At 44.3% G+C, this 16,620-nt stretch carries 18 protein-coding genes, 1 tRNA gene and 1 pseudogene; 19 read left to right on the forward strand and 1 reads right to left on the reverse strand.

Annotation, left to right across the window (positions count from 1 at the left end; translation table 11 throughout):
- From G496_RS21270 to G496_RS20490, 18 genes and pseudogenes are all read left to right on the forward strand, one after another.
- A pseudogene (locus tag G496_RS21270) lies at positions 1–186 on the forward strand (DUF1320 domain-containing protein); the annotation flags it as partial.
- On the forward strand, positions 186–626 hold the full coding sequence (locus tag G496_RS0106645; RefSeq protein WP_027178595.1) for a phage virion morphogenesis protein: 441 nt from the start codon (positions 186–188) through the stop codon (positions 624–626). The pseudogene G496_RS21270 and the gene G496_RS0106645, both read left to right, overlap by 1 nt.
- An 11-nt stretch (positions 627–637) precedes the next feature.
- On the forward strand, positions 638–1,201 hold the full coding sequence (locus tag G496_RS0106650) for a hypothetical protein (protein WP_027178596.1): 564 nt from the start codon (positions 638–640) through the stop codon (positions 1,199–1,201).
- Complete coding sequence (locus G496_RS0106655) at positions 1,182–1,361, forward strand: hypothetical protein (protein ID WP_034632637.1); 180 nt, start codon at positions 1,182–1,184, stop codon at positions 1,359–1,361. Before G496_RS0106650 ends, G496_RS0106655 begins: the two co-directional genes overlap by 20 nt.
- Positions 1,362–1,363: 2 nt before the next feature.
- Complete coding sequence (locus tag G496_RS0106660; RefSeq protein WP_027178598.1) at positions 1,364–3,055, forward strand: DUF2586 domain-containing protein; 1,692 nt, start codon at positions 1,364–1,366, stop codon at positions 3,053–3,055.
- A 9-nt stretch (positions 3,056–3,064) separates the two neighbouring features.
- On the forward strand, positions 3,065–3,511 hold the full coding sequence (locus tag G496_RS0106665; RefSeq protein WP_027178599.1) for a hypothetical protein: 447 nt from the start codon (positions 3,065–3,067) through the stop codon (positions 3,509–3,511).
- 4 nt (positions 3,512–3,515) lie between these two features.
- Positions 3,516–3,842, forward strand: coding sequence for a hypothetical protein (locus G496_RS0106670; protein WP_027178600.1), 327 nt, complete (start codon positions 3,516–3,518; stop codon positions 3,840–3,842).
- Between the two features lie 199 nt (positions 3,843–4,041).
- Positions 4,042–6,333, forward strand: coding sequence for a phage tail tape measure protein (locus G496_RS0106675; RefSeq protein ID WP_027178601.1), 2,292 nt, complete (start codon positions 4,042–4,044; stop codon positions 6,331–6,333).
- The gene (locus tag G496_RS0106680) at positions 6,326–6,817 is read left to right on the forward strand and encodes a hypothetical protein (RefSeq protein WP_027178602.1); all 492 of its coding nucleotides are present in this window, start codon (positions 6,326–6,328) and stop codon (positions 6,815–6,817) included. The genes G496_RS0106675 and G496_RS0106680 overlap by 8 nt, the downstream gene beginning before the upstream one ends.
- Positions 6,817–7,617, forward strand: a complete 801-nt coding sequence (locus G496_RS0106685; protein WP_027178603.1) for a hypothetical protein — start codon at positions 6,817–6,819, stop codon at positions 7,615–7,617. Before G496_RS0106680 ends, G496_RS0106685 begins: the two co-directional genes overlap by 1 nt.
- On the forward strand, positions 7,607–8,356 hold the full coding sequence (locus G496_RS0106690; protein ID WP_034632640.1) for a hypothetical protein: 750 nt from the start codon (positions 7,607–7,609) through the stop codon (positions 8,354–8,356). Before G496_RS0106685 ends, G496_RS0106690 begins: the two co-directional genes overlap by 11 nt.
- Positions 8,353–8,784, forward strand: a complete 432-nt coding sequence (locus G496_RS0106695; protein WP_027178605.1) for a contractile injection system sheath initiator — start codon at positions 8,353–8,355, stop codon at positions 8,782–8,784. The genes G496_RS0106690 and G496_RS0106695 overlap by 4 nt, the downstream gene beginning before the upstream one ends.
- Positions 8,768–9,919: a baseplate J/gp47 family protein gene (locus G496_RS0106700; protein WP_027178606.1), complete on the forward strand. Its 1,152-nt coding sequence runs from the start codon at positions 8,768–8,770 to the stop codon at positions 9,917–9,919. Before G496_RS0106695 ends, G496_RS0106700 begins: the two co-directional genes overlap by 17 nt.
- A 2-nt stretch (positions 9,920–9,921) precedes the next feature.
- Positions 9,922–10,578 (forward strand): phage tail protein, encoded by a 657-nt coding sequence (locus tag G496_RS19040; RefSeq protein ID WP_051294884.1) that lies wholly within the window; start codon positions 9,922–9,924, stop codon positions 10,576–10,578.
- Complete coding sequence (locus G496_RS0106710) at positions 10,578–13,076, forward strand: hypothetical protein (protein WP_027178607.1); 2,499 nt, start codon at positions 10,578–10,580, stop codon at positions 13,074–13,076. Before G496_RS19040 ends, G496_RS0106710 begins: the two co-directional genes overlap by 1 nt.
- Positions 13,077–13,085: 9 nt before the next feature.
- Positions 13,086–13,391 (forward strand): hypothetical protein, encoded by a 306-nt coding sequence (locus G496_RS0106715; RefSeq protein WP_027178608.1) that lies wholly within the window; start codon positions 13,086–13,088, stop codon positions 13,389–13,391.
- 220 nt (positions 13,392–13,611) lie between these two features.
- Positions 13,612–13,812, forward strand: coding sequence for a Com family DNA-binding transcriptional regulator (locus G496_RS20855; protein WP_084407511.1), 201 nt, complete (start codon positions 13,612–13,614; stop codon positions 13,810–13,812).
- Positions 13,772–14,557, forward strand: a complete 786-nt coding sequence (locus tag G496_RS20490) for a DNA cytosine methyltransferase (protein WP_051294885.1) — start codon at positions 13,772–13,774, stop codon at positions 14,555–14,557. The genes G496_RS20855 and G496_RS20490 overlap by 41 nt, the downstream gene beginning before the upstream one ends.
- 259 nt (positions 14,558–14,816) lie before the next feature.
- Here the strand turns inward: G496_RS20490 and G496_RS0106725 are convergent.
- Positions 14,817–14,893: transfer RNA gene (locus tag G496_RS0106725), tRNA-Pro, on the reverse strand.
- Positions 14,894–15,047: 154 nt separating this feature from the next.
- Here G496_RS0106725 and G496_RS0106730 point away from each other — a divergent pair.
- Entirely contained in the window at positions 15,048–16,595 is a 1,548-nt protein-coding gene (locus G496_RS0106730) for an SDR family oxidoreductase (RefSeq protein WP_034632641.1), read from the forward strand.
- Positions 16,596–16,620: the final 25 nt, after the last annotated feature.

A 16,620-nucleotide genomic window follows, 5' to 3' on the forward strand; every position in this document is an offset into this window, starting at 1 on the left:
GAGAACAGCTCAGATAACGAATTCCTGCCACTGCAAAGACAGGCCGAACGGGCTGAAAAGGAAATGGATCAGATCAGGCTAGGCAAAATCAGGCTTGCTCCCCCTGAAGCAACGAGCGCGCAGCCCAATGACACCGTTATCGTCGTAACCCCGCCCCGCAAATTTAACGATTGGAGCAGATTCTGATGGGTGGCGTCCGTTTTAAAATGGATATGAGCAAACTAATGAGAGGAGTTGGAGCTGCCGCAGAACGTGTTCAACATAGTCAGGAACTTATGGATGCAATAGGTGAAACGCTTGTCAGTTCAACAATACAGCGTTTTCAGGATGGTGCAGGCCCGGATGGTAAGAGATGGAAACCAAGTAAACGCGCAGAATCCGAGGGTGGACAGACTCTTGTTAAGTCCGGCCAGCTCCGCAATTCCATAAGTTATGAAGCTAGCCCCAAAATGGTCTGCGTCGGGACCAATAAAATTTATGCTCGCATCCACCATCTAGGAGGTAAGGCCGGGCGTGGTTTGAAAGTGAAGCTACCCGCAAGGCCGTATCTTGGCATTGATGATGAAGACCGCGCCGAAATCAAAGAGCTGATGATGGAAGAACTTAAATCTATGTTCGGCGCATAAGGACAGCCAACATGAGAAATTTGATTTTTGAAACTCTGACTACAGCCGCAATCGCTGCCGGATTACCACTTAAAACTGACGGTGAGGCTCCGATTTACGAGGCCCCTGTCGAAATGTCAGACAAGCTTCTGCCCAAACCTCGAATTGAAATCCAGCTGACCAAAGCCCAGGTTAAACATCTGAGCCGGAAGCTGTCCAAGTATCCAAGCCCCGGAAAAGAAGATTTATACCGCACGGTCAGAAAAGCCATTGATCAGATCATTCAACCGGTGCGTCTTAGCATAATTTCAAATGACGAAAATTGGCTTGCAGATTTCTCGCACCGTTTGCACAGAGACCTCCCGCGTCAGCTTGCAGACAGGCATAATAACAACGTCTTGGTCAGCATTGAAGCGGTTGAATCCACAGGCGGAGGATCGAAACTTGTGGACGTGGCCATCAAACGAAAGCTGATCAAGGTCTTTCATCTCCGTTTTAGCGGATACGTCACGATGGATGATGAAACCGTCTGGATAAAAGACGTTAATATTAAAGCTCATCAAAAGGAGGTTGAAGATGGCCAAGAAGCCGATTGAATTGTTTCCTGTTTCAGAGCTGGCCGAGAAAGCCGGTCTTCAAAACTGGAAGCTGGCAGCCATGTGTAAAGCCGCTGGCTGGACCACAGATAAACAGGTTTCACAAAGCGATTTTGATACAGCGGTAAGTAATTTGGAAAGCCGCAAGATGGGAGGCTGATCATGTCATCTCATGATGTTTTTGAATATATTGTAGACGGAACTTCCGGCCTTGTTCCCGGTGATGTCTCCGGCAAGGCTCTTATAGCCGGGGTGTGCTCAAAAGGAACTGCCGGTAAAATATACTATCTTGGTAAAAGTTCTGATTTAAACGGACTGCTCGGTGCTGGACCTCTTGTCGATCGACTAAATGATATTTTTACTGTTTGCGGTCAGTCCGCAACCGTTCTTGCCGTTCCGGTTCCAGGAAGTCCAGCCGGTTATATCGGGGCCGTTGAACATATAGGAGAAGGCCCGGAGATTGAAATTCACGGTTTGGCGGCAATAAATGCTGACGTGGTTATATCAGTAACCGATGGTGGTGCTCCCGGAGTCGCAAAAGTTAAAATATCAAATGATGGCGGTGAAAATTTTGATGCTGCAACCGTAGTACCTGAGAATGGACAGATTACAATAAATGATACCGGAGTCACCATTGTTTTGGAATTCGGGGATCTAATCAAAGATGATAGTTATTCTTTTGTAGTACGCTCCGCAATTGGCCCAGTTGAACAGATTGGACACGGACCCCAAATTACCGCAGCTGGAACCGTAACCATGGCGGCCCAGATACTTATGCAGGTTGTTAAATCCGGTGGCAGAAACAAAGGACAGTATAAAATATCGACTGACGGAGGCGATAACTACGGACCATACAGGACAATCCCAATTGATGGTCTTATTTCCGTTGGTGACACCGGAGTAAGCATATCATTTCCTGAGGGGGAATATACTTTCGGAACTGAATACTGTTTTGATCTTATGGCTCCTGTTCCAACAATTACAAGTGTAATAGAGTCTCTGGCTCTTCCTCTTGAAAGTATAGACCCGGAATTTGTGCATATCTGCGGTCCTTCAGATTCCATTGACTGGACAGCTTTAGGCAGCCTTGCCGATGATCTTTTTAATAAACACCGCCCGACAATTTTCACCTGTGAATCAAGACTCCCGAATGCTGCTGAAGATCTGAATGATTTTACAACGGCCATGAAAATAGAACGCAGGAGCGTTTCAGCAAGATTTGTGGCTGTCTGCACGGCCTTTGGAGAGACTACCAACCGCACAGGAGAAAGCGTTCTGCGAAATGCTGGAGGACTTCTTGCCGGGCGTATTTTGAGCATACCGGTCCAGCGTGACATTGGCCGGGTGCGTGATCAGGGCATAACCCCGTTAAAACTTCCTGAAGGATATGCTGAAAGTATGCAGTCTGAGCTTGAAACAGCCGGATTTATTACCGCAACGACTTACGCCGGTCTTTCTGGAGTCTACTGGGGAGATGCCAGAACTCTTGCCGATGCCACCAGCGATTATCAGTATCTGGAAGTTCTGCGGGTAACTTTTAAGGCTATTCGTCTCTTGAGAATACAGGCTTTAAAGTCCCTCAAAGATGAGGCCGGGGACCCGATTCTTGGCCTTGACGCTTCCGGTCTTTCCTATCTGAAAGCAAATCTAGAGAATGCTCTTGATACCATGACCAAGGCCAAGCCGAAAGAAATGGCTGCTTATGTGGTCAATATTCCTGACGGTCAGGACATAGTAAATAATGGTGTTGCCGTTGAGGTAACCCTAATCGGCATCCCGATTATCAAATCCATTAAACTTTACGCCAGCTATGTTTATGCGGGCAGTTCATTTGACCCGCGTCTTTCCGCGTAAGGAGGTATAATGGCAAATAAGTCAACAGTTTCAGTCCTTGGAAGGTCATACGACTGGGAATCTCTGACAATTACCGGCCCTCAGGGTGTGATTGTCGGGATTTCTGAAATCAACTGGAAATCCAATCAAAAGAAAAAAAGAACCTATGGCAAAGGGCTACTGCCACGTGGCGCAACTCGCAGTAACTATGAAGCAACTGTAGATTTTACTCTAGACTATTCCGAATACACGGATCTGTTGTCCGCTCTGGATTCTGGAATATTCAATTCAGTATTCAATATCTCACTGGTCTTCGAGCCAGACGGCGGAGACAAGCGTGAAGTTGTTTTAAAAAACATCATGATCGACGACAAAGATGAAAGTGCCAAGCAAGGCGACGATGAACAGACTGTAAAGCTATCCGGTACGGCTGAAATGATAAACATAAACGGCACACCGGAATACGAGGAGAAATAAAAAAATGGCTGAAGGAAAAGATATAGCAACTGATGATAAAATAAGCAGTCAATTTAAACCGTTTACCGCTGAGTATGACGACTTTGAAGAACAGGCCATCAAGCTGACTTTTCATTTCAAAAAGCCGGGGCGGAAGCAGCTTGTCTCTCTTTCAAAGGCGGATAAGTCCAAGCAGTTCGACACCATGTCAAAAGTTTTGGGCCAGCTTGTTGATCCATCTGAAAGGAATTCTCTCGACACTGAACTCAAAAAAGAGCCCATGCTTGTCGCTGCTTATGCTGATGCAATCATGCGCCGCTGTGGCGGCGGGTCGGTTGAGCTGGGAAACTAGAGCAAACCAGGGCTGCGTATCAAAACGCGGTCCTGGTTTATTCGGATCTAATTCGTCATTGGCTGCATGAACCGCCCGCTGATGATCTGGACGAATTTACAGAGCAGGCAGCCAGAGCCTTGAATATGGAAGAACGCTTCCACAAGCAACAAGCCGTGCATCTTGGAAACGTAATAGCCAAAATTTTTGGAAGTGAATAATGGACGTATTTGACGTATTCGCATCATTCAATCTTTTAGACTTTATGTCTAATCCATTGAGTAAAATAAGGCACGGTATGGATCAGACCGGTGCTGCCGGTTCTTCTCTGTCTGGTAAAATGGGTGCGCTTACAAAGTCCATGTTGCCATTTGTTGCGGCTGCTGGGCTATTTCTAGCGTCGTTAGCTCCTGCAATCGGTGTTGCGGCTAATTTTGAGCAGTCAATTTCTGAAGTCGGAGCTGTTTCCGGTGCTACCGCTTCTCAAATGCAGACTCTTGAGCAAGCTGCTCAGGATCTTGGAGCCTCCACGGCATGGTCAGCTTCCCAAGTTGCTTCGGCTGAAAAATCACTGGCTATGGCTGGTTTTGAAGTCAAAGACAATGTGGCCGCTTTGCCTGGTGTTTTAAATCTGGCCAGTGCAGCCCAACACGATCTTGGCTCAACCGCTGATATTGCATCGAATATTCTTTCCAGTTTCAGCATGAAAGCTAATGAAATGGGTAAAGTTGCGGACATTCTGACCACCACTTTCACCTCATCAAACACAACACTCGCCTCACTTTCCTCAACTCTTGCCAATGCCGGTCCTGTTGCCGCTGCGGCAGGAGCTTCACTTTCTGATGTAGCAGCTATGGCCGGAAAACTTGGTGACGTCGGTATTGATGCTTCCGTTGCCGGTACCGGTATTAAAATCATGTTTCAGCGTTTGCAGGCTCCTGCCGGTGGAGCCGCGAAGGCTCTTAAGCATTTAGGAATTACCACTAAAGATGCTCAGGGAAACATGCTTCCAATTTTTGATATTCTGGGAAATCTGGAAACTGCCCTTTCTGGCATGGGAAGTGCGGACAAGGCCGCATATTTGCAGAAAATTTTTGGATCTGAGGCTGTTGGTCCCATTCAAGCCCTGATGACTACCGGGATAAGTACTATTAAAGAATACGCAGCGTCGCTGGAGAAGCCCGGCAAAGCCGCAGAAGTCGCGGCCATGCAGCTTGATAATTTTAATGGTGCCACAACCATTTTAGGCTCTGCATTTGAGGCTCTGCAAATCACCATAGGTAATATCTTCCTGCCTGTACTCACATACCTTGTTAAGGGTGTGACCTCAGTTGTGACATGGTTAAATAAGCTTGCAAGTAGTCCTGTAGGACGATTTTTCATTGCTTTTGCTGCGGCTCTGGCCGTTGTGGTCGTTTCTATAGGCATATTCTCCGCAGTTATGTGGGCTGCAACACTGGCTGCTGGAGCACTGAATATTGCCTTGCTGGCTAACCCCATTGTTTTGATCGGCGCAGCAATTGTCGCAGCCGCAGTTTTGATCATTTCTTATTGGACAGAGATTAAAGATTTTTTTGTCGGGCTTATTTCATATTTCACTCCAGTAATAGATTTTCTGTCCAATGCTTTTGAGCCGGTAAAAGCTGCGTTTGCTGATGTCGGATCAGACCTTGAGGACCTCGGTTCAACAATATCAGAAGCCTTAGAACCACTTTCTGACCTTTTCGATGGGATTTGTGAGGCATGGGACAATCTGGCGCAGGATTTCTTTGGTGGTAATGACGACGCAGAATCCAGTTTTAAAGTTTGGGAAACAATTAGTTCTATAATCGGTACAGGCGTGCGTAACTCCTTTATTCTTCTCGGTGCAGCCATTCGAATAATCTTGAACCCAATTAAAATGGCCATTTCAGGTATCAAAACCTTTGTTGAATTATTAAGTGGCAAAATTTCATTGCGTGAAGCCGGTGTAAGGCTTGTTTCAACATTTGTTGACGGTATAAAAACAATGGTCATGGTTCCGTATAATGCAGTTAAAAAGATGTTGTCCAACGTCCGTAAATTGCTTCCGTTTTCGGATGCTAAAGAAGGACCGCTCTCAACGCTCACATTATCTGGTAAGCGCACAATGGAAACTCTGGCCACCGGAGTTCATTCCGGAGCAGGCAGCTTTTTTGATGCTGTCTCTTCAGCTCTTTCAGCACCGGGAAAATTATTAGACGCTGGAATTGGGGCACTATCCGTTCCCGTAGATATGGTCAGCAGAGGTCTTGACGCAGCTGGTGAAATGCTTTTCGGACCAAGCCCTGAACCGGCGGAAGGTGGTGCTCCGACAGCGGAAGTTTCTCCGGTTAATTTCAAACCGGCTGCAAACACTTCCAGATCGAAGCACAGCTCGTCAAAGTCCAGCGGGATCACGATTCAAAACATGACCGTAAATATGCCTGATGTGACTGACGCAGAAGGTTTTAAGCGTGAGCTGCAAAAACTTTTGGAGAAGTACGATGGCTAATGGATATTTGTCGTGGGAAGACGGCGCAGTCGTGCTGGGTGATTCCGAGCTGGACGGCATTTTACAGAACCTTTCTGTGCGCGGGGCGGTTTTGTTTGACCGGGCCGAACAAGATGGACTCAGCGGTAAAACCAAAATCCCCATGGGTTGGGAGGACGCTGATATCACCCTAGTTCTGCTACTCGAAACTAATGAAGCTGCTGATTGCTACGACCGTCTTGAAGAATTGGACGCTCTGTTTAAAGGGCAGGACAGTAACGGCAACCCACTGATCTTGGACGTGCGCAACCGTCATTGCCAAGCTCGGCATATTAACCAGGTCGTTTTTTCCGGTTTGGATTCTCAGGAGAACAACAAAGACGATGCTATCATAGCCTCGCTTGCTTTCTCTGAGCACCGCCCGGCAACGGTGGCCACTGAAGAACGTGTTGTCGCTTCCGGCAAGGCTGCCCCGGCAATCAATGCTTCCGAGGAGTCCCGCTAATGCAGATTAACGGTGTACGCACTCATATTATGATCGGCGGAATTGAAATCCTGCGCTGCCCCCGGTTGGCCATCATGTCCCGTCGTGGTGCCCCCATGTGGACATTTGAGATTACTTTGCCCGATCCTATGGGCAAGATCGGCCGCGCGGTACGGCTCGGCGATGCGGTTAACATGGCCATCGGCTACCGCGATAAAGAGCCGGTACTGTGGGCCGGAACCGCCAAGGCCATGCGACCGGGCAACAAAGATCAGCTCATAGTCTCCGGCGTTGGCCGTGATGACGAGCAGCTTAACACCGTGACTGTTTGTCAGTCCTGGGAAAATGAAACACCTGAAGCAATTGTCCGCTATGCCGCTGGCCTGACTGGATTACCCATTGCTCGCATCGACTCTCCCGGCGTGATTTTTCCACGGTTTGTTTCTTCGACCGTTCCCGTTTGGCAGTTGTCCAGGCAAGCCTCCGAGTCCTGCCAGCGCGGTTTCAATATCGACATGGCCAGGTGGAAAATGTGGCTCGGCTCTGACGGTATCCACTGGGGGGATCATGACCAGCCCGGAACTATACCGACTATTGCGACCGGCGCAGGACTGATTACGCATCTTCCGGCAGACAACCCCGCGGCACTCTCCAAGGTGGAAACATTTCTGCTTCCCAACCTCATGCACTCCCGTGTTTTCGGACTTATCGACAACAAACGCGGCATCAATGACAAATTCCGCGCTTTGAAAGTCCTGCATCTAATTGAGAACACATCTGCAAGAACCCTCATAAGCTACGGAGTTGAATATGGGTACTGATTTGCTTGCACTCTTAAAACGCGTTGTCGAACTGGCTATGCCCAACCTGCGCACCTATTACCGCATCACAAGAAAAGCCAAGATTGTGGCCACGTATGCTAGTGACGATAATTACTGGGCAGACGTGCAGCCGCTCCGCAATGATGAATCCGTAGATGACACCGAGCCGGTCATACCAAAAGTTGAAATCCCGATTATGTGGGCCGGACCTTTGCGTGGTGTTGTCTGTCCACCGTTGCCCGGAACTTACTGTGATCTCACATACTATGACGGAGACCCCGACTATCCGCGTATTTCGAATTTCCGCTGGCACGTATCTCAGGCTCCAGAATGTGAGGTCGACGGTTTTATTATCCAGCAACAGCCTGGCGTTCATATAAAGATAGATGCCGAGTCAAATATAATCCATTTCACTACAGCGAACAGAGTGAACAAAATCGGAGGTGAAAAGAATGAAACGATTGGAGGAAATTGGACCATAAGTGTGTCTGGATCAGCTGTTATTAAATCAGACGAACGCATTGAAATTTTGGCTCCTGAGATTCTCCGCCAGGGAAATGAGACATCAACCGGTGCATACGGTAAAATTGGAACCTCACATGAGCGCACTAACAGGGAACATGAGGGCAGCTACACATTAACCGGGACTCAGGTGATTAACGGTGACGTTACTATCAATGGCAATCTTACGACATCTGGTAACAGTCATGCTGGAAGCAGGACCGGGGGTAAGATATGAGTGCAATTTACGGCCAGGATATCCGGCTGGATGGTGACATGCAGGCGGCCGTTGCTGCAAACGGTGAACTAGTGCTGACAGACGGCACAGATACAGGTGAACAGGATATCAAGCTGGTGCTGTTCACTTACCTTGGAACTCTTTTTTATGACGTCGAGCACGGCAGCACCGTGCTCGACTGGATCAAAGAAGAATCTACTAACGCAACACGCAGCGCATTTTGTGTTGAAGTTGCACGTTGCATTAATACTGATCCACGCGTTGTCCCTATGTCCCCAAAATGCCATATCTTAAGTTGGGATGAAGCTGGAATAACGGCAAGAGCAAGCTGGAGATTTATAGACGAAACCCATCCGTTTAATATTATTTTTGAGGTTGGCGAGAATGGCTTAGTCAAAGAGGTTATTGAAGATGTCAATCCCCGTTAAGAAGACACTAGATGAAATACGCGAAGAAATATTTACCAGGATAAATGAAGTTCAAGACGAATATTCGGATAAGGGATGGCTTCCAAATCGACTAAATCTGAATAAAGGCGTCATACGCGGACTTATAGAAGTCTTCGCTTTCAGTCTGTTCAAACTCTATGAACTGCTTGCCATCATACTTGAAAATGCTTTTCCAAAGACATCCACCGGAGACTGGGCGGACTTACATGCTGAGCAGCTAGAGCTGACCCGTAAGGTTGCAACCAAGGCCAGTGGCAATGTTGTGTTTAATGGTGAAGAGTCCGGTAATGTTAAAATCCCTGCTGGCAGAATTATTAAGACCGCACCAGACGGTACCGGAGCCGTTTACCGCTTCATCACTACTAAAGAAGCGGTCATCCCTGATGGTCAGACTCGCGTTACCGTTCCTGTTGAAGCTGAAGAGTACGGACGCGGAGCAAATGCCGCGGCTGGTCAGATTTGTGAAATTTCAACAACAATATCTAAAGTTACAGCAGTAACAAACACATCTGACTGGCTCATAAGTGAGGGAGCGGATGAAGAAACCGACGCCCAACTAGGTCAGAGATATGTACTGCGATGGATGGAAAAAAACGGTTGTACCAAATATGCTTATGCTTCATGGGCGATGTCTATTTCTGGTGTTATTGCAGTAAAGGTTCTCGATCAACATCCTCGTGGCCAGGGAACTGTAGATGTTGTTGTGAAAGGAGCAAATGGAATTCCAACTAATGAATTATTGTCCAAAGTACATGACGCTATTTCATCAAATTTCCCGATAAATGATGACTGGATTGTGAAAGGCCCCAAGTCTGTACCTGTTGTAATTAATGCCGAGCTGGTTCTCGTGTCCGGTTCAGCCTCAGAAATAATTTCTGAGGTTCAAAATAGAATTACTACATTGTTTACTGATCCTACTACCGTGCCAAGCATTACCCCTCTCCAGATCGGGGAAGACCTAACCCGTGACCGGTTAGTGTCCACTATTATGGCCGTATCAGGTGTTAAATTAATCAACTGGAAATCTCCGATAACAGATGTGTTTGTCGCTGCTGATGCGCTGGCCGTGCTAGATGGCATAAACATAACCAGCAAATGGGCAGATGAGGATTAGCCGTGGATTTTAAAGACTACATTTTTAAAAAATTACGCTGGCCACTTTGTATGAGTTCAGGCCCTATTGCCGTCGTAGTTCACGGATTGGCGCGGGTCTTTAACGATGTCGTCATGGATATTAACTGGCTGCGTGATCAATTTAACCCCGCGACATGTGAGAATCAGTTCGTACAACCATTAGCCGAATCACGAGGTATAAAGCGTCACCGTCTTGAAACTGACGATAACAAATTTCGCCAGCGCGTAGTTAAAGCTTTTGCCTGGCAGCTTCTAGGCGGCAAATCGGCTGGCATGCCGGTGCTGCTTAAGCATTTTGGATATGAAACCGAGGAGCCCGTAAATCTCCGAAGTGAAGACCAAAAGCGTTGGGCTGAATTTAGAATCAATCTTACCACACCTATTTCACCCATTCAGCAAGATGATTTCGAGCTTTTAGGCTGGGCCATAAATGAATCAAAGCCAGCACGTTCAAAATTAGCATCAATCAGAGTTGCTAAAAAATTTTTTTCCAATGTTTATATAAGAGGATACCTCCGAAAAACCAGAACTCGAACAATTTATCCAGCAGATTTAGGACCTACAAAATCTGGTCCAGCTAGTGTGTATATCGGAGGAGCAGTTATTCGGACACGTATCAGGACTATAAGGAGCGTATGATGAGTACTAATGGATTGATACTTACAAGAGCGGGATTGGATTTATATAACAGAACTCAGACTGGTGAAATAATAACTTTTTCACATGTCGAAATCGGCGCAGGAGAGTGGAATAACAATGTTGATCCTGAGTCCGTGACTGGCCTTGTTGATTCACGAATGAGTTTTCAGATTCAATCTGCAACTGCACAGGGAGATGGAACTACTTTAATAACAATTGCTTTCACAAATGAGGGATTAAAAACCGGATTTTTTCATAGGGAGACCGGAATTTTTGCTAACGATCCGGTTTATGGACAAATTTTATATGCTGTAGATTATTCTGAAGGTGGTGTCGTTCCTGCATACGGTGGAGCTTATTTAGCTGAGGAGATTTTACGCTATTATGTCAAGACAGGTAATGCAGAAAACATTAAAGTAGTGGTTTCAAATACATCAGTGTTTGCGACTCAGCTTGATCTTGAAGATCATAATACAGATACACAGGCTCATCCCGATATTCGCTCCCAAATTGGTGCCTTGTCACCCAAAAAGCATACACATACTTCAACTGATATTACTGACTTAGAACAAAAACTGGACGCTAAATCAAACATTGGTCACAAGCATACTTCAAACGATATTGTAGGGTTAACAGCAAGTGAATTGGATTTTTTACGTGAAAATTTTAATAAGCTTGTAACTGGCGCAGCCATAGGGACAGAAGGCCCAATGATATGTGTTGAGCATGAATCTTTTGTCCTCGAAGCAAAGGGTTTTGTTTCAGGAAACTATGGAACTGATGTGACGCGGATCGCGAACTGGTCGTCCGCCGCTGGAAATTTAGATGCGCATGCCATTCACGGAGGAGTCAGAATCGTGATTTGTGGAGACTCCGGAACTTTTTATGAATGTATAAATAAAGATTCAAGGGAAAGAACATTATTAGATATCAGTCCGTTATATGGGGATGTGACGTGGGATTTTACCATTGGAAATCAGTACTCATTTATAGTTTTTAAAGAAGATATAGATAACAAAGGTGACCTAGTTGATATAGTTGAAATTTCGCCCGGAGGACAGTCAGCTTATTCTATCCCTGAAAGTACAAAACAAATAGATCCGGCAGCTGATGTTGATATGTCTATTCCCCATTCTTTTGTAGCAAACAGTAGAAACGGGTCTAGAATTGAATGGAAAAACGGCATTTTATGCGGCAATAGTGATAAATATATAGCAATTGATTTTAGACAAAAATGTTTCGTAGATGTTCGTCCAGGTATGACTATTAACATAGAGGGCGTTGTCGGGTCATGCAGCAATGAAGAAGAACGCAATTTTGACGTCGGGTGGGGATTGTTTAATGCAGAGCAATCAAGTCATTTTTGTACAGTATTCAGCGACCCTTTTTTTGAGTTTCGTTCAGATCAAATAGCGACAGAACCTTTAGATACAAATCAAGACGGTTTTATCCAGCCGGGGGAAACGCAAGAAATTAATATGGGCGTTTCGTCGTGGACGAACAAGTTAAACGGTCGTTACGAAATTATTTTTTTCTTATATACATCAAAAACTTTTCCCAATGAAGTTTCTGTTGACTTTAGTAATGCTAAGATAACAACAGATCCTGATATAATAGAGAAAACTATACCTGCGTCATCATCTCCGGCTAAAATTCCAACCAAGGAAGAATTGTTAGAACTATGTCCTGTAGGGAGTCAATGCACTCTGAATACCGGCTATAGAGACGGTGGAGAATGGCGATCACAACTTTTATCTGATGCAGAATACGAATCAGTAAATGGTGATATCATAATTAAGGCTTCACGTATTTATGATACAAACCAGTCGATGATGTGTTTTGCACATAAGAAAGATTGCTCATGGCAACGCTATTTACCAGGTTATCCTACTGGTGAAAATTTATTTGTCCTTAGCTCAGTTAAAAATGAATTTAAAGTTGACGTAAAGTCTTCATTCTCAGGCCTTGGGTATGACTCCGAGCAGCAGTTTCGTAATGACTCTGATATACGAGTTGGTTATAAATCAAAATCCAGATGTGCACGGTTAGCCGCATTGCCTCCTAATATTTATATGGATAATCGTGTGTATTTTTTAAGTTCAGCAGATATCTCAGCTGGTGCCAATTTATTATATGAATTGATAGGAAATGTACCAACATTAGAACCTTCTCCATATATGAATTGGTCATATTTACAGATTGGTGGCGATACATATCAAAAAGCAGGGGCTGCACCAGTTGGCAATTGTTTTTATCTTCCCAGATCACCACGGTTTAAAGAAACAAATGCAGTAGTTGTTTGGCCCGGATGTTTTGTCCGTGAAGGAACAAAACGTATAGGAATGTATTTTAAAGAGTTAATCCTTGGAAAGAATGGAACATATGGTGATGATTACAAATTAAATACTAATTTTGGCTATGTTCGTTTTGATTTTGACTTGAATGGAAACGTCTATCAGTTCGGATTTGCTGAGTACGACACAGGTATTCCTGATTAGGAGAGAGCTATGTTTGATTCATATTTATTAGCACTTGCTTACGGCAGTCCTGACCACGTTTTGGAATCTCATTTTTATGAAGGCTTGCAAAGCATGTACTCTGAAATGTCACTTTTCAATTGCCCAGACATTTTACCAGGAAAAATTAGTGAGACAGATTGGTATAAATCGGGAGGATGGGAAGAGTGCAGAAAAGCTATATATCCAGACCCTACAATGTATCTGGATGGCGTAGCTAAAGGTGATGAGGAGCAAATTCAAAATTATAAAAATAAATGTATGGCAGTTAAAACACAATTTCCTAAAATAGTTTGAAATTATACTGAAAATTTTAATTAATCTTTGAAAATCGATAGGAAAATTTTGACAGATTGGAGCAGGTCAGGGACTCAGAATCCCCAACCGAAGCGATGTTGACGCATCGCCCCACGGCCCGACAATCGGCTGACTTCCGATTGAAGAGATAACCCGCTGCTCCGCAGCTTGATCAAGCCGAGTAGCTATTTATCATTTGGGTTAGAAGTAGACAATCAAAATGAGAAAAAACGAAATTAGATGCGGCAAATGTAATCGTCTGCTTGCTATAGGCACAGCAGAAAATATTGAAATAAAATGCCCCAGATGTGGGACATTAAACCATGTGAGAGCCACGAGCCCCAATAAAGAAAGCCTTAGAGCATCATTAGGAGAACCTAATGAAGGTAGGCAGTCTTTTCAGCGGAGTCGGTTTAACTGACTTTGGTCTGGAGTTGGCCGGGTTTGAGCACGCTTGGTTTTGTGAAATAGAACCATACGCTCAAAACATACTCTCCAAGAGGTGGCCCGGAAAACAAATTTATAAAGATATAAAGGAGCTTGATGGAAATGATGTTGAAAAAGTCGATCTGCTCTCAGGTGGATTCCCATGCCAAGACGTCTCATGTGGAGGCAAAAGAAAAGGTATTACAAAAGAAACCAGGTCAGGATTATGGTATGAATATGCCCGTATTATTCGCCAAATTCTTCCCAAATACGTACTCATTGAAAATGTACCAGGTCTCAGGTCTAAAGGGTTTGACATTGTCCTCAAAGAGTTGGCCAAGATCGGGTATGATGCTGAATGGATCGTGCTATCTGCTGCCCAGTTTGGTGCGCCGCATCTGCGTGAAAGATTGTTCGTTGTTGCCTACCCCCACAGTTATGGGGATGACAACACAACTGGCACACGGCGGATATTTACGGAAGCACGAATCAATGCAGTCAACTTCCAACTTAATTCCAAAGCTAGCTGGAATAATCTTCAAATTGACAGGACAACGCCCGAAAAAATTTGCAAAGCATATCCCGGACCCATCATTCATAGAATGGATGATGGGGGTGCCGACTGGTTGGACAGACTTAAAGCACTTGGAAACGGCATCACACCACAGCAAGCGCACTTTGTCGGCAGCTTAATTCTTGATCATGATTTTAACATATTGAATTTACTAACTAATGAGTAAATAATTAATATCTTGAAATAGTTGAACAAATTAACAGATGTAAATTTATAAAAAAGGCCGGACTAACCGGCCTTTACAATTTGCGTTCCAGCAGTGCAAAATGTGCACATTCTTTTTCTCAACTCAAATGTCCAAAATTCTCAGGTAGGGTGTCCGCTTACATTAAACTGCAAATTCTTTTTCATATTCTAAATATTTTTCGGCAACCATAAAAAAAGGATTGGCTAATTAGATTAGCCAATCCTGATAATAGCGTCTTTGGTCGGGATGAGAGGATTTGAACCTCCGACCCCTTGAACCCCATTCAAGTGCGCTCCCAAACTGCGCTACATCCCGACGCGGAGAAACTTCTATGTAATCATAGGATATAAGTCAACATTAAATTTTATTTAAAATGAATTTTTTTGATAAAATGTTATTAAAATGTATTATAATGGTAAAAATAATATTTAAAATTTTATCGTTAAACAATTTTTAACCATTGAATCAAATGAAATATACCAAAAAAATTTTAGTAGTCGGAGCTACAGGTTATATCGGCGGACGTCTTGTCCCAAGACTTCTCGATGATGGCTGGGATGTGCGTATAGCTGTGCGGACTGTCGAAAAAGCAATGTCCAGACCGTGGAGTGGACATAGAAATTTAGAGATTGTTCAATCGGATCTTTTAAATCGTGAGTCTATCGAAGCGGCAGCAACGGATTGTTTTGCTGTCTATTATCTTGTTCATTCTATGGGTGGACATGATAGTAATTTTTCCTTTGTTGATCGTAAAGCTGCCATAAATATGGTCCATGCAGCTAATAAAAATAATATAGAACGAATTATTTACTTGAGTGGGCTTGGGAATAGAAACGATGCTCTGAGTGAGCATTTGAAAAGTAGAGCAGAAACTGCGGAAATACTGGCTTTATCATCTGCAAAATTAACTTGCCTCAGGGCTGCAATGATTCTTGGTTCAGGGAGTGCTTCATTTGAGATTTTAAGATATCTGGCTGACAGACTTCCGATTATGGTAACCCCGCGCTGGGTGGATACCAGAACACAGCCTATAGCGGTATCTAATGTATTAACTTATCTTGTCGGATGTCTGAACTCACCGCTCACCGCTGGAAAAGTATACGATATTGGCGGACCGGATGTTTTATCCTTTGCTGAAATGTTTCAGCTTTACGCACAGGTATGTGGTTTAAGAAAAAGGATTATGATCAGATTGCCTTTTATAAGTCCCGGATTAAGCTCGCACTGGCTTAATTTAATAACTCCTGTCCCTATATCAATAGCCCGACCATTGGTTGACGGGTTACGAAACGAGACCGTTTGTGAAGAAAATTCGATAAGAGAAATAATCCCGCAGGAATTATTGAGCGTGAGTGATACTTTTAAAATTGCCTTACAGAAAGTTGATCAGAAACGCATTGATACCTGCTGGCACGATGCAGGGCAGACTTTGCCTGCCGAATGGACGATTTATGGTGATCCTTCATACTCTGGAGGACAGGAATTGCAATGCGGATACAGATGTCTGCTGGCAGCTGAGCCAAAGGATATCTGGCCTGTTATTTCCGGTATCGGAGGCGATTCAGGTTGGTATGCTTTTAATTCGTTATGGAAGATTAGGGGATGGATAGATAAGATTATCGGTGGAGTTGGTCTTAGGAGAGGGCGTAGGGACCCTAAAGATATTTTTGAGCAGGATGCTTTGGATTTTTGGAGAGTTTTAAAAGTTGAACCTGAAGTTGAGCTGGTTCTTCAGGCAGAGATGAAGCTTCCAGGAGAAGCCCTGCTCGAATTTATTTTAGTCAGAAAAGGAGAAAACAAAACAGAATTGATAATGCTTTCGCATTTTTTACCGAAGGGGTTGGCAGGATTATTATATTGGTATGCGGTTTATCCTTTGCATCATCTTGTTTTTTCAGGAATGTTGAATAAAATGGCAGAAGCTTCTCTAGCTGAAATAGTATCAGCTCCAGAGAGATATACACCAGTATGGCGTAATGCAGCTAAATGTCTTTTTAAAACAAATATTGAAAAATAATCTTCATAATTAATCTATTATAGCA

Source organism: Maridesulfovibrio bastinii DSM 16055, assembly GCF_000429985.1.
GTDB lineage: Bacteria > Desulfobacterota > Desulfovibrionia > Desulfovibrionales > Desulfovibrionaceae > Maridesulfovibrio > Maridesulfovibrio bastinii.

Coding starts and splice junctions, on each gene's coding strand:
- G496_RS0106685 (WP_027178603.1), top strand. CDS start 6,817: ATGCAGATTAACGGTGTACGCACTCATATTATGATCGGCGGAATTGAA.
- G496_RS0106715 (WP_027178608.1), top strand. CDS start 13,086: ATGTTTGATTCATATTTATTAGCACTTGCTTACGGCAGTCCTGACCAC.
- G496_RS0106660 (WP_027178598.1), top strand. CDS start 1,364: ATGTCATCTCATGATGTTTTTGAATATATTGTAGACGGAACTTCCGGC.
- G496_RS20490 (WP_051294885.1), top strand. CDS start 13,772: ATGAAGGTAGGCAGTCTTTTCAGCGGAGTCGGTTTAACTGACTTTGGT.
- G496_RS0106730 (WP_034632641.1), top strand. CDS start 15,048: ATGAAATATACCAAAAAAATTTTAGTAGTCGGAGCTACAGGTTATATC.
- G496_RS0106700 (WP_027178606.1), top strand. CDS start 8,768: ATGTCAATCCCCGTTAAGAAGACACTAGATGAAATACGCGAAGAAATA.
- G496_RS0106690 (WP_034632640.1), top strand. CDS start 7,607: ATGGGTACTGATTTGCTTGCACTCTTAAAACGCGTTGTCGAACTGGCT.
- G496_RS0106680 (WP_027178602.1), top strand. CDS start 6,326: ATGGCTAATGGATATTTGTCGTGGGAAGACGGCGCAGTCGTGCTGGGT.
- G496_RS0106655 (WP_034632637.1), top strand. CDS start 1,182: ATGGCCAAGAAGCCGATTGAATTGTTTCCTGTTTCAGAGCTGGCCGAG.
- G496_RS20855 (WP_084407511.1), top strand. CDS start 13,612: ATGAGAAAAAACGAAATTAGATGCGGCAAATGTAATCGTCTGCTTGCT.
- G496_RS0106645 (WP_027178595.1), top strand. CDS start 186: ATGGGTGGCGTCCGTTTTAAAATGGATATGAGCAAACTAATGAGAGGA.
- G496_RS0106670 (WP_027178600.1), top strand. CDS start 3,516: ATGGCTGAAGGAAAAGATATAGCAACTGATGATAAAATAAGCAGTCAA.
- G496_RS0106710 (WP_027178607.1), top strand. CDS start 10,578: ATGAGTACTAATGGATTGATACTTACAAGAGCGGGATTGGATTTATAT.
- G496_RS0106675 (WP_027178601.1), top strand. CDS start 4,042: ATGGACGTATTTGACGTATTCGCATCATTCAATCTTTTAGACTTTATG.
- G496_RS0106665 (WP_027178599.1), top strand. CDS start 3,065: ATGGCAAATAAGTCAACAGTTTCAGTCCTTGGAAGGTCATACGACTGG.
- G496_RS0106650 (WP_027178596.1), top strand. CDS start 638: ATGAGAAATTTGATTTTTGAAACTCTGACTACAGCCGCAATCGCTGCC.
- G496_RS0106695 (WP_027178605.1), top strand. CDS start 8,353: ATGAGTGCAATTTACGGCCAGGATATCCGGCTGGATGGTGACATGCAG.